This window comes from Pseudomonas sp. LBUM1660 (assembly GCF_059695935.1).
Map to the genome: position 1 here is coordinate 2,639,545 of NZ_CP166795.1, position 12,343 is coordinate 2,651,887.

Consider the following 12,343-nt stretch of genomic DNA (forward strand, 5'->3'; position numbering starts at 1 on the left):
TCCGCAAGGAACGGAAAATAATCCGTTGCAGCGCAAACACCGTTGCTACGCTTTAATCCCTGACACGACCTCTATGGAGAGCAAGCGATGTCACACCACCTGCATCTTTTCCGGTTGTTCTCCTTCGGCCTGATCATGGGCGTGTTCGTCCCCCCCTTGTACGCGGCCCAAACCCTGGCAGCCGGTTCCCCGGAGGGGCAACTGGAGCCCAAGGCGCTGGAGGTCTTGAAGTCCATGAGCGCCAGGCTTGCGGGCACCCGAGGCTTAAGCTTCAAAGCCGTCACCACTTACGAGAAACCCAGCCGTCTGGGGCCACCCCTGGCCTACAACACCGTGGCACTCGTGAACGTGCAGCGCCCCGATCGCCTGCGCGTGTTGACCTCGGGTGATGGCCCTGCGACCGAGTTCTATTACGACGGCAAGCGAGCCTATGCCTTTGAGCCGAAAGAAAAACTGCTGGCACAAGCGCAGGCGCCTGCCACCATCGATGCAACCCTTGAGGCCGCCTACCAGCGTGCGGCTATCTATTTTCCTTTTACCGATGTCATCGTTGCCGATCCCTACAAGGATCTGAAAAGGGATATGCGCCTGGCGTTTTACATCGGTCAGTCCACAGTGGTAGGCGATACCACGACGGATGTCATTGCTTACGCCAACGATGTGGTGTTCGTCCAAGCCTGGATCGGCGCGCAGGACAAGCTGCCGCGCTTGTTGCGTGCGGTGTTTCGTGATGATCCCACTCAATCCCGGCATCAGGTCGCGTTCAGCGACTGGAAACTTGAATCGTCGCTGCCTGCGGATTTTTTCAAGCCCGAGCATATCGAGGATGCGCACAGGATTCAGTTTGCTCCACCGCCCGACCTACGTGCCCCGCAAGGGGTCAAACCACCGGTCGCAACACCCTGAGCGAGGAGACTGAAACATGAACAGATCGACCTTTAAGTTCGCCGGCCTGTTGGTTGCGGCACTCACGTGCAATCAAGCCGCGGCCTGGTCGCACGCGTCCAGCTTCGGTCATTCATCCGGTGGCGGTGGTTCCTGGAGTCACTCCGGTGACTATGGCTCGGCGTCGGGTGGCAGTGGTAGTTGGAGTGGATCGAGTAATCGAGGCGGGACGGCGTCCGGCGGCAGTGGCAGTTGGAGTGGCTCAGGCTATCGCGGTGGCTCGGCTTCGGGCGGTGGCGGTAGCTGGAACGCCCACGACGAGAATGGTGGAAACGCCTCCGGCGGCGAGGGTTCGTGGCACGGCACCGGAGCCGAAGGCGGCACGGCTTCCGGGGGCGAGGGTGCATGGCATGCTCAGGGTGAGTATGGCGCCAGTGCCAGTGGTTACCATGCCGGCGGAGAGGGTACGACGGTCTACCATCCGGCGACCTACGGCACCAGTTACTACCATCCGCCGACCGCTGTTTATGCCAGCAGTGGTTGCTACAACTGCGGTTACAACCAAGGTGTGAACCCCGCTGCCGCAGCTGCTGTAGGGGTGGTGGCTGGAGCCGCCGTCGCCACTGCGGCCAATGAGAATGCCAACAACAACGCCTACGGTGCTGGCTATAACGCGGGAATGACGGCCTCCGCGCCGCCGACCATGCCCATGGGAACCACATTCGTCAGCCTTCCTTCCGGGTGTGGGCTGAGGACGGTCTCAGGCGGGACTTTTTATCAGTGCGGTAATTCGTGGGTGCGGCCTGCCTACGGTGCCAATGGCGTGTTCTACACCGTGGTACCGATGCCGTAATCCGGAGTTGAGACATGTTGATCAAGCAACCGAATTACTTGCTGTGCTGTTGCAGTGTCTGCATGGCACCCTTGGGGCTGGCACAGGCGGAAGATTCTGCCGAACTTGCCAAAAAGGCCCTCAACCCGATTGCGGCGATGTACAGCCTGCCGATCCAGTACACCTGGGACCAGAAGATGGGTGCATCGGGCGAGGGCATGCACAGCGTGACCAACATTCAGCCGGTGTTGCCCTTCGAATTGAACAACGAATGGAACCTGATCTCGCGCACGATTTTGCCGATAATTGATCAGCATGGCCTGGCCCCGAATGGCGCTGCGGACAAGTCGGGTATCGGCGACGTGACTCAGAGCTTTTTCTTCTCTCCCAAGGCGCCGACGCACAGTGGCTGGATCCTCGGGGGCGGGCCGGCGATTCTGATTCCCAGCGGCAGCGACAGTCTGTTAAGCAGTCGCCAATGGGGGCTTGGCCCCACAGGGGTGGCACTGAAGCAATCGAACGGATGGACCCGAGGTATTCTGGCCAATCACGTCTGGAGCCTGAACGGTGAAGGATCGAATGGTGCACAGAAGGTCAACCAGACGTTCCTGCAGCCGTTCCTGTCATACACCACTGCCACCTACACCACCTTCGGGGTCAACACCGAGTCGATTTATAACTGGCAAACCAAGGAGTGGGCTGTCCCGGTGAATGCGACGGTCACCCAACTGCTGAAAGTGGCGGGGCAACCGTTTACGATCCAGGTCGGGCCACGCTACTGGGCCGACAGCCCGGAAGACGGGGCCCGGGGATGGGGCGTAAGGGCGGCGGTCACGTTTTTGTTCCCCAAGTGAATGCTGCGCGCGGTGCAGCGCCTGCTCCACAGAACAAGCGCTGCACCGAACCTCAGCTGATCTTGCGCAACGAACCCTGCCAGTACTTTTCCCTGACCTGCCGCCGCAAAACCTTGCCGACCACCGAGGTCGGAAGTTCATCGACAAACACCAGCGACTTCGGCGCCTTGTAGCCACCCAGCCGGGTACGGGTTTGTGCGATCAATTGTTCTGCAGTGACCGATTCACCCTGACGCAGGATCACTTCGGCATGCACCGCTTCACCCCATTCAGGGTGCGGAATGCCGACGACTGCCGCCATCAGCACCGACGGGTGCGCTGCCAGTGCGGCCTCGACTTCCACTGCATACACATTAAAACCACCGCTGATGATCATGTCCTTGAGCCGGTCAACGATGTACAGGAAGCCGTCGCTGTCGATATAGCCCAAGTCACCGGACTTCCACGCGCCATCGTCGAACTCCGCCGCCGTGGCTTCCGGGTTTTCGTAATAACCCTTGATGATGGCTTTGCACCGGATACGGATTTCTCCGGTTTCGCCAACGGGTAGCGGTTGACCGTCCGGGTCGGCGATAAACACTTCAACGCCAGGCGTGGGTCGGCCTGCCGAGGACAGATGGCGCAGGGCGGTAGCATCACCCGGTTGATGCGCAGCCTTGTCCAGCGCCGCAATAATCATCGGTGACTCGGTGGCGGCGTAACCCTGCACGAAAATCTGCCCGAAACACTCCACCAGTTCACCCAGCTTGTCCGGACTCATCGGTGCGGCGCCATAGATCAGCGTTGTCAGCGACGAGAAGTCTTTCGGATCGGCCCGTTGCAGCTCCAGCAAGCGATACAGCACGGTCGGTACCAGGAAGGAATGGGTGACGCGCTCGCTTTCTACAATCTGCCGCCAGCTTTCCATGTCCAGCTGATTCAGGGTGATGTTGGTGCCACCGCCATAAACCGTAGGGAAGAACAGCATCAAGGTACCGTGTGACAACGGCGAGACGTGCAGCAGTCGTGTCGCGCTGGACAAGCCCAGATCGGTATTGATGAACGCCGCGTCGCGGCAGGCCATCCAGTTGTCGATGGAGTACATCGCGCACTTGCCTTTGCCGGTGGTGCCACCGGTGAAGCGCAACATGCAGATGTGCTGGTCGGTATCCAGGGTGACGTCGGTGTCCAGATCGGAGGCTGCTTCCACCATTGGCCAGAAGTTGTGAACGCCGGGGAGGTCGGCTTGCTCGGCAGTGGGCGGGTCCATCACGACGATGTCGCAACCCCGGCTGCGCAGCATGCCGTAGTAGCTGTCGAGCAAGCGGGTTTCGAGAAATACCACTCGCGGTCTGACCAGATCGATCTGTCGCGCATGTTCGTCGAGCGGATCGCGCAGGTTGGTCATGACCACTGTGCCTTCCTGCTTGAACGTGACGGGAAACATCATCAGGCTGAGGTTGTCGTTTTCCAGGATCAGCATGAAGCGTTCGCCCGTGCGAACCTGCAGCACGTTGCGCAGCACATCGGCCACGCGGTTGGTCAGCAAATGGTATTGCTCATAGGTGAAACGCCGATTGCGCTCTACGTTGACGATCGCCTCTTGGTCGCGATGACGCAGCGCGAGCAGGCGCATGATTCGGCTGAAATTCATTTTCATGGCGTGTTGGCCCTGTATGACTGACGCAATAAATCGAGGCGTTTACCGGGCACGCATGCGCGACGCGGCATCGAGGCGAATGGTTTCGCCGTTGATGTAGGCGTTCTCGATCAGGAAGGCGCAGCAATGGGCAAACTCGCGCATGTCACCCAGGCGCTTGGGTGCTTCCATCTGGGCCTTCAGGGAGTCGAGGATTTTCTCGTCGAGACCGGCCACCATGGTGGTCAGGAACAGACCTGGTGCGATGGCATTGACGCGCACCCCAATCTCACCCAACTCGCGCGCCGCAGGCATGTTCATGCCTATCACGCCGGCCTTGGTCGCGGCGTAAGCACACTGACCGACCTGGCCTTCATAGGCGGCACCGGACGATACGTTGATCACCACGCCGCGCTCTTCGCCGGCTTCAGCCTCGTTGTTGGCCATGTGCTCGGCGCACTTGGACATGACGTTGAACACGCCGTTGAGGTTGATCGCGGTGGCCAGGGCGAAGCGCGAAAGGGGCGCTGCCTTGCCTTCCTTGCCCAGCACTTTGAAACCGTTGGGTACGGCGGCGCCATTGATGCACACGTGAATGGCACCGAAGCGGGCGATGACCGCATTGACCGCGTTTTGCACCGAGGCTTCGTCGCTGACGTCGGTCTGCACAAACATCGCCCGATCTGCGCCAATGTCGGCCACGGCTTTTTCCCCGGCCTCGATGTTCAGGTCGAAAATCGCCACGCAAGCGGCTTTTTCTGTTACGAGGTAGTGAGCGGTCGCCAGGCCCAGGCCCGATGCACCGCCAGTAATCACAACGACTTTGTCTTGAATACGCATGAAAGTGTCCTTGTTCGTTGCCCGGCACCATGGGTGCCGGGTTGTTATTGTTGGGTGTCGAACAAACGGTTGATCAGAACGCGTTGACCCCGGTCAGGGCGCGGCCAATGATCAGTTGCTGGATCTGCGTGGTGCCTTCCGGGATCGGCACGATGATGGCTTCACGGGCGAGTTTCTCGACCAGGAAGTCGGTGGTGACACCGGCGCCACCATGAATCTGCACGGCCTGGCGGGCGATGGTCACCGCCGCCTCGCAGGCAAAATACTTGGCCATGGCCGCTTCCATTTCTGCCGGGATGCCGGCACCGATCATCTCGGCGGCGCGGTAGGTCAGCAGGCGTGCAGCGTCAACATGGGTGGCCATTTCCGCGAGCATCGCGCTGATCAACTGGTGGCCAGCGATCACCTTGCCGTGCTGCTTGCGCTCCTTGGCGTAACGCACGGCTTCTTCCAGCGCGCGACGGCCGATGCCCAGGCCCTGAGCCGCCACAAATACCCGTGAGCGTTCGAAGAACGACAGGGTGTTTTTCAGTGCCTGGCCTTCGCCGCCGATGATGTTGCTGGCCGGAACGCGCACGTCGTTGAGGAAGATCTGCGCGGTGGACTGGCTGTTCCAGGCCATCTTGTGGATGTTCTGCACTTCATACGGGTGTTCTTTGCGGTCCAGCAGGAAGTGCGTCAGGCCCTTGCGCGGGTCTTCGCCGGTGCGGCAGGTGCAAATCAGGAAATCCGAATAGGAGCCGTTGCTGATCCAGGTTTTCTCGCCGGTGATGATGTAGTCGTCACCGTCGCGACGGGCGCGGGTCTTGATTTCCAGCACGTTGGACCCGACATCCGGTTCCGAAATGCCGACGCTGACGAACGAATCGCCGCTGATCAGGCCCGGCAGGTAACGCTCGCGCAGATGATCCGGGGCGAGTTTTTCCAGCATCTGTGCGCCGAAGGAGTTGATGACCACCGGCGTCGACAGGTCTACCGAGCAGGCGGCAACTTCTTCGAACAACATGGTCATGGTCGGCCAGTCCAGGCCCAAACCGCCATTGGCTTCACTGACCGCACCCGAGACCATGCCGAACTCGGAGAGCTGGCGCATCATCTCGGCCATTTTCTCCTTGGGCATGAATTTGTCGCGGTATTCCTTGTTGAACACCGGGTCGATCTTGTCGGCCAGGAAACGGCGGAAACTCTCGACGGCTTCGAGTTGTTCCGGGGTGCGCATGACGTGTCCCATGGGGTTCTCCTTAAATGTTTTTGTTGGCGAGAATGTTGACGGCGACCACGGCTTCTTCGATGCCGAACAGGCCACCGCCGTTTTCCTGAATGGCAATGCGGGCACCCTCGACCTGGCGCTTGCCGGCCTCACCGCGCAGTTGCGTGACCAGTTCATGGAGTTGGCCCAGACCGGTGGCGCCAATCGGATGGCCCTTGGATTCGAGGCCGCCGGACGGGTTGATCGGCATACGGCCACCGACGGTGAAATCACCGCGTTCGGCGGCCGGGCCACCTTCACCGAAGGGCACCAGCATCAGCGATTCGGCATTGAGGATTTCACCGATGGCCGAGGCGTCATGGACTTCCGCGACGTCAACGTCGGATGGGTTGACGCCGGCCATGGCGTAGGCTTTTTTCGCGGCCAGGTGGGCGACGATTTTTTCCGGTTCGTCCAGGCCACGGTTGGTGCCGGTCTGGACCACGCTGGCGAGCACGCGAACGGCGCGGTCGCCGGCGTTTTTCAAACGTTTGAGACCGTCGGCGTTGCACAACAATACGGCGGCGGCACCGTCGCTGATCGGCGAACACATGAGGGTGGTCAGCGGGTAGCAGATCGGCGGCGAGGCGAGGACTTCGTCGATGCTGAAGGCCTGCTGGAACTGTGCCAGCGGGTTGTGTACCGAGTGTTGATGGTTTTTCGCCGCGACGGCAGCGATCTGCCGCTGAGTGGTGCCGTAACGCAACATGTGGTTGCGGCAAATCGCGGCATACACGTCCATGAACACACTGTAAGGACGTTCGGAAACGGTGCCCGGCGGCGGCTCGATGCCTTCGCCCATGGCCAGCAGGATGTATTTGTTCTGCTCGACGGTGGATACATCCCAGCCGCCATCAAACACGGCGAACATCTTGGCCTTGTCGGGGATATTCATTTTCTCGGCGCCCACCGCGAGTGCGATGTCGCACTGGCCGGCGCGCAGTGCCAGCGTGGCGAGGTTGAACGCCGAGGAGCCGGACGCACAGGCGTTCTCAACCGAAAACACCGGCACGCCTTCGATGCCGATGCGGCGCATGGCGATCGGGCCCGGAATACCGGTCTGCCCCTGCAACATGCCATTGGTCATGGTGCTGTAATACACCGAGCCGACGTCAGAGGTGGTGGCGCCGGCATCCTTTAACGCAAGGCCAACCGCTTCGTCGACCATGTCGTAGACGCTGCGCTCCAGCAACCGCCCAAACGGCGTCATGCCAACGCCCACTACGTAGATATCGTTCATTGTCTGTTCCTGTTGGTTCGGGGGGGCGTGGCGGCCTAGCGGCCCTTGAAATTCGGTGCGCGTTTTTCGCTGAAGGCTTGTAAGCCTTCCTGGAAATCGGCGGTGCGCAGGTGCTGGCGCAACATCACTTGCTCGTGCTGCAAGGCGTCGTCGCGGGACTTGTCAGCCGAGGCGCGGGCTACTTCTTTCATGCGGCGCAGGGCAATAGGGCTCTTTTTCGCGATCTGGCTGGCCAAGGCCAGGGTGGCGTCGGCGAGTTCGGCGTCGGCGTGGACTTCACACACCAGGCCGTAGCCTTTCATTTCGGTGGCCGAGAGCGATTTGCCGGTCATCAGCAGGTACATGGCGATGTTCAGCGGGATCAGGCGCGGCAGGACCGCCGCGCCGCCCGCACCGGGGTAGACGCCGAAGTTGGCATGGGCGTCGGCGAGGGTGGCGGTTTGCGCCGCGACCACGATGTCGGCACACATGGCCAGTTCCAGGCCACCGGCCATGGTCACGCCGTTGAGCGCGGCGATCACCGGTTTGGGGAAATTGCGCAATTGCCCGAAGACTTGATTGGCACGGTCGAGAAAGTCGGCTTCGCCCGCAGGCAGCGTGGCGCCGGCCAGGACTTCCTTCAGATCGGCACCGGCGCAGAAGGCCGGGCCATTGCCGGTGAGGATCACCACCCGCAGTTCGTCATTGTTCGCAATGTCGTTGAGGCAGTGTTCAAGCTCGGTGAGTGTTGCCAGGTTCAGCGCATTCATGGCCCGTGGCCGGTTGAGCGTCAGGCGCGCCACCGGGCCGACGATTTCATACAGCAAGACATCTTCACTCATGACAACTCCCCTTATTGTTAGCGCTCTGTTGGCGTCGTTGATGGGCCGATAGTAGGAACGCACGCGGCGCTGTCGCAGGTCATTGCAACGAAAGCGGTTGTCCGCAGGGGGATGGCTATGAATCAGATCTGGTGTTGACCTGTGGCGAGGGAGCTTGCTCCCGCTGGACTGCGCAGCAGTCCCTTTCTTTTTTAGGGCTAAGAGGGGGCCGCTTCGCAGCCCAGCGGGAGCAAGCTCCCTCGCCACAGGGTCATGTGTGCTTGTCCGACCCTGTGAAGACAGACGAATTGATCGAGAAGACCAGCAGCCCGGGCGCACTTGCTTGCACCATCGAAACGATATTCGAACAACAATCAGAGAGAGATCGTGCGATGAAGAAAATCCGTGTAGTGCTGACGGTGTCAGTGTTGACCGCCAGCATTGTCGGGGGGCTGCAATGGTCGCGAGGTCAAAGCGGCATTCATCTGCAAGCGGTCGACAACAGCGCAGGGCAGGGTGGCCAGAAAGCCGCGACGGCGGCCACCATGGCTGCCAATGCGAACACGGCACGCACCATGCCGGCCGTTGACCCGCAGGTGGAAGACGACATCCAGCGCGGTTTTATCGCCAGCCTGCCCGACGCCGAAACCACCGCCGCCGACGGTCACGTGGTGTACAGCCTCAAGGGCTACGAATTTCTCGGCAGCGCCGATGCGCCAGCCACGGTCAACCCGAGCTTGTGGCAGCAGGCGCGCAAAAGCATGGCTAACGGGTTGTTCAAGGTCACCGACGGTTTTTACCAGGTGCGCGGTCTTGATCTGACCAACATGACCATCATCGAAGGCAAGACCGGCCTGATCATCGTCGACTGCAACCTGGCCACTGAAGTGGCCCGTGCCTCGCTTGAGCTCTATTACCAGCATCGCCCGAGAAAACCGGTGGTGGCGGTGCTCTACAACCACAGTCACGTCGATCACTTCGCCGGGATTCGCGGCATCGTCGATGAAGCGGACGTGAAGTCGGGCAAGGTGCAGATCATCGCTCCGGCGGGGTTCATGGCAACGGCGGTGGCCGAAAACGTGATGGCCGGCAACGCGATGAGCCGACGCGCCGAATACCAGTTTGGTACGACGTTGCCCCGCAGTGCCCAGGGCCAGATCGACCTGGGCGGAGCCAAGGCCTTGTCCAACGGCACCATCACCCTGATCCCGCCAACCCTCGAGCTCAGCCAGCCGATTCAAACCCTGACCATCGATGGCGTAGAGATCGTCAACATGCTGGCTCCCGGCACCGAGGCGCCAGCGGAGTTCATCCATTATTTCCCGCAGTTCAAAGTGCTCGATACCGGTGAGTTGGCGCTGCCGACCCAGCATCAGTTACTCACGCTGCGTGGGGCGACAATCCGTGATGGCCTGGCCTGGTCGAAATACCTCAATGAGGCCCTGCATCGGTTCGCCCCGGGTTCCGACATCCTGGTGGGCCAACATGGATGGCCGGTGTTTGGGCATGAGCGTGTGGTCAACTATTTGTCCAAACAACGGGACCTGTACAAGTGGCTGCACGACCAATCGTTGCGCCTGATCAACAAGGGCTACAAGCCCGTCGAAATTGCCGAATACATGCGCAATAACGTCCCGGTGAGCCTGGCCAACGAAACCTTTACCCATGGTTTCTACGGTTCGGTGCAGCGCAACGCCAAGGCTGTGTACCAGCAATACATGGGCTGGTATGACGCCAATCCGGCCAATCTCGACGCGTTGTCCGACGGTGATTACGGCAAGAAATTCGTCGAGTACGGCGGCGGCGCGCAAGCCGTGCTGGACCGTGCTCGCACGGACTTTGCCAACGGTCAGTACCGTTGGGTGGCACAAGCCATGAGTCATTTGATCTATGCCGAACCGAACAACACGGCGGCGCGCGAGTTGGCGGCCGATGCCCTGGAGCAGTTGGGCTACCAGGCGGAGTCGGCGGTCGAGCGCAACAGCTACCTGGCCGCCGCCATGGAGCATCGCAGCGGTGGCAAAAAACTCGCTTCGCCACTGCGTACCGCCAGCCCTGACATGCTTCGGGCGCTGACCCTCGATAATATTTTCGATTACCTGGGGGTGCGACTGAAGGCCCGTGATGTCGAGGGCAAGCACATTGTCCTCAACTGGAACTTCACGGATGTCGGCTCGTCTGGCACGCGTTATACGCTCAATCTGGAGAACTCGGCCTTGACCTATATCGCCGATTACAACGCCGACAAGGCCGACGCCACCCTGACCCTGACACGCGAGACACTGAACGCCATTCTCGCGGAGAAAGTGTCGCCGATCGAGGCGGTATTCAAAGGGGATCTGAAGATCGACGGCAGCAAAATAGCGGTCTATGACGCGCTCGGCTCGCTCGACAAGTTCTCTCCAGACTTCGAACTGGTCGGTCCCAATGACCCCGCACGATAGGAGTCCGAACATGCACTCTGCGCTGCACGACGGCAACCTGCCTGCCGATGCACTCACCCACGTCGGTAATGCGTCCGAGCGGGTCCGTGCTGTTCTCGCCCGCCAGCAAGTCGCGTCTTTGGCCGAAGGCCCACCGTCGGCTGAGTTGCGCATCGAACGCATCAACCGGGTCATCAATCTGTTGCTGAAAAATCAGCAGCAGTTGTGCGAGGCGCTGGCCAGTGACTTCACTTGGCGCAGCCATGACCAATCCTTAATGGCCGATGTTCTGTTGCCGGTCCAGGGGCTCAAGTACGCCCGCGACCATGTTCACCGCTGGATGCGGCCGCAGCGCCGCAAAGCCGAACTGGGCAGCGGCTGGCTGGGTGCCAGGGCTGAAATTCATTTCCAGCCATTGGGAACGATCGGCATTATTTCTCCGTGGAATTTCCCGATTGCCATCGCGCTGGGACCCTTGGCCGAAGCACTGGCAGCCGGTAACCGGGCGATTCTTCTGTTTTCCGACCAGTCACCGGCCACGGCAAGCCTGCTGATCGAGCTGCTGGCGGAGCAGTTCGATGACAGCGAAGTCGCCGGTTTTATCGGCGGTGCTGAATTGGGCGCGGCGTTTTCCGCGATGCCGCTCGATCATCTGGTGTTTACCGGCAGCCCTCGGGTCGGGCGCCTGGTGATGCGCGCTGCAGCGGAACACCTGACGCCATTGACGCTGGAACTCGGTGGTAAATCGCCGACCATCATTGGTCGCGGCGCTGACCTGGAAAACGCCGCCAGACGCATCTGGGGCGGTAAGGGCGTCAGCAGCGGTCAAGCCTGTATCGCGCCGGATTATGTGCTGGTGCACGAAGATGACCTCGAGCGCTTGATGAGCTTCATGCAGATTGAATTGCAGCGCCTGTTCCCGACCCTGCTGAACAATCCGGACTACACGGCCATGGCGACGCCCGGGCAATACCGGCGCATGCAAGCCTGTCTGCAAGATGCCCGTGAACACTGCGTCAGGGTGATAGAGGTCAATCCGGCCGGCGAAGACTTGAGCGCTTCGCGCAAGATCGCACCGACTTTGCTGGTTGATCCGCCGGACACGACGCTGGTGATGCAAGAGGAAGTCTTCGGCCCGTTGCTGCCGATTCGCTGCTACCGTCATATCAACGAAGCACTCGATTACATCAATGCGCACCCGCGTCCCCTGGCGCTGTATTACTTCGGTAACAACCGCGCCGAAGCCAGGCATGTGCTGGAGCGTACCCATTCGGGCGGCGCGTGTATCAACGAAGTCATGCAGCACCTGTTCCAGACGGATTTGCCGTTTGGGGGCTGTGGTCACTCGGGATTTGGTCGTTACCGGGGCGGGTACGGGTTCAAGGCGTTCAGCCTGGAGCGCTCGGTGTTCAAGCCACCGCTATGGGACGTGATGGGCGTTTTGCGCCCGCCCTACGGACAGCTGTTTCGTCGGGTCATCGGCGCTCTTTTGAAACCCTGAATCGAGCCACACACAGATCAAAAAATGTGGGTGCGGGCTTGCTCGCGAAAGCGGTATGTCAGCCAACATCAATGTTGAATGTAAGGGCCTCTTCGCGAGCA

Annotated in this window: 10 protein-coding genes; 5 read left to right on the forward strand and 5 right to left on the reverse strand. The window is 60.6% G+C overall.

Annotation, left to right across the window (positions count from 1 at the left end; genetic code table 11):
* Positions 1–87: 87 nt before the first annotated feature.
* The 3 genes from ACA068_RS12455 to ACA068_RS12465 all read left to right on the forward strand — a co-directional run bounded on the left by ACA068_RS12455 (position 88) and on the right by ACA068_RS12465 (position 2,571).
* Positions 88–906: a DUF2092 domain-containing protein gene (locus ACA068_RS12455; RefSeq protein WP_497310095.1), complete on the forward strand. Its 819-nt coding sequence runs from the start codon at positions 88–90 to the stop codon at positions 904–906.
* 16 nt (positions 907–922) lie between these two features.
* Positions 923–1,738, forward strand: coding sequence for a hypothetical protein (locus tag ACA068_RS12460; protein ID WP_497310096.1), 816 nt, complete (start codon positions 923–925; stop codon positions 1,736–1,738).
* Positions 1,739–1,800: 62 nt separating this feature from the next.
* Positions 1,801–2,571 carry a transporter gene (locus ACA068_RS12465; RefSeq protein ID WP_497310577.1) on the forward strand — a complete coding sequence of 257 codons (771 nt, stop codon included), beginning with the start codon at positions 1,801–1,803 and terminating at the stop codon, positions 2,569–2,571.
* Positions 2,572–2,623: 52 nt separating this feature from the next.
* On the opposite strand, the gene ACA068_RS12470 is transcribed toward ACA068_RS12465, so the two are convergent.
* From ACA068_RS12470 to ACA068_RS12490, 5 genes are all read right to left on the reverse strand, one after another.
* Positions 2,624–4,210, reverse strand: a complete 1,587-nt coding sequence (locus tag ACA068_RS12470) for a class I adenylate-forming enzyme family protein (protein ID WP_497310097.1) — start codon at positions 4,208–4,210, stop codon at positions 2,624–2,626.
* A 42-nt stretch (positions 4,211–4,252) separates the two neighbouring features.
* Positions 4,253–5,029, reverse strand: coding sequence for an SDR family NAD(P)-dependent oxidoreductase (locus ACA068_RS12475; RefSeq protein ID WP_497310098.1), 777 nt, complete (start codon positions 5,027–5,029; stop codon positions 4,253–4,255).
* Positions 5,030–5,102: 73 nt separating this feature from the next.
* Complete coding sequence (locus ACA068_RS12480) at positions 5,103–6,260, reverse strand: acyl-CoA dehydrogenase family protein (protein ID WP_497310099.1); 1,158 nt, start codon at positions 6,258–6,260, stop codon at positions 5,103–5,105.
* 10 nt (positions 6,261–6,270) lie between these two features.
* The gene (locus ACA068_RS12485) at positions 6,271–7,518 is read right to left on the reverse strand and encodes a thiolase family protein (RefSeq protein ID WP_497310100.1); all 1,248 of its coding nucleotides are present in this window, start codon (positions 7,516–7,518) and stop codon (positions 6,271–6,273) included.
* Between the two features lie 35 nt (positions 7,519–7,553).
* A complete protein-coding gene (locus ACA068_RS12490; protein WP_497310101.1) occupies positions 7,554–8,339 on the reverse strand; it encodes an enoyl-CoA hydratase/isomerase family protein in 786 nt (261 codons plus the stop codon).
* A 371-nt stretch (positions 8,340–8,710) separates the two neighbouring features.
* Between ACA068_RS12490 and ACA068_RS12495 the strand changes: the two genes are divergently transcribed.
* Positions 8,711–10,762, forward strand: a complete 2,052-nt coding sequence (locus tag ACA068_RS12495; RefSeq protein WP_497310102.1) for an alkyl/aryl-sulfatase — start codon at positions 8,711–8,713, stop codon at positions 10,760–10,762.
* A gap of 10 nt (positions 10,763–10,772) precedes the next feature.
* Complete coding sequence (locus ACA068_RS12500; protein ID WP_497310103.1) at positions 10,773–12,242, forward strand: coniferyl aldehyde dehydrogenase; 1,470 nt, start codon at positions 10,773–10,775, stop codon at positions 12,240–12,242.
* Positions 12,243–12,343: the final 101 nt, after the last annotated feature.

Excerpts from the sequence above, each read along its gene's own strand:
- ACA068_RS12470 (WP_497310097.1), bottom strand. The coding sequence starts at position 4,210 with ATGAAAATGAATTTCAGCCGAATCATGCGCCTGCTCGCGCTGCGTCAT.
- ACA068_RS12460 (WP_497310096.1), top strand. The coding sequence starts at position 923 with ATGAACAGATCGACCTTTAAGTTCGCCGGCCTGTTGGTTGCGGCACTC.
- ACA068_RS12455 (WP_497310095.1), top strand. The coding sequence starts at position 88 with ATGTCACACCACCTGCATCTTTTCCGGTTGTTCTCCTTCGGCCTGATC.
- ACA068_RS12480 (WP_497310099.1), bottom strand. The coding sequence starts at position 6,260 with ATGGGACACGTCATGCGCACCCCGGAACAACTCGAAGCCGTCGAGAGT.
- ACA068_RS12490 (WP_497310101.1), bottom strand. The coding sequence starts at position 8,339 with ATGAGTGAAGATGTCTTGCTGTATGAAATCGTCGGCCCGGTGGCGCGC.
- ACA068_RS12475 (WP_497310098.1), bottom strand. The coding sequence starts at position 5,029 with ATGCGTATTCAAGACAAAGTCGTTGTGATTACTGGCGGTGCATCGGGC.
- ACA068_RS12465 (WP_497310577.1), top strand. The coding sequence starts at position 1,801 with ATGGCACCCTTGGGGCTGGCACAGGCGGAAGATTCTGCCGAACTTGCC.
- ACA068_RS12495 (WP_497310102.1), top strand. The coding sequence starts at position 8,711 with ATGAAGAAAATCCGTGTAGTGCTGACGGTGTCAGTGTTGACCGCCAGC.
- ACA068_RS12485 (WP_497310100.1), bottom strand. The coding sequence starts at position 7,518 with ATGAACGATATCTACGTAGTGGGCGTTGGCATGACGCCGTTTGGGCGG.
- ACA068_RS12500 (WP_497310103.1), top strand. The coding sequence starts at position 10,773 with ATGCACTCTGCGCTGCACGACGGCAACCTGCCTGCCGATGCACTCACC.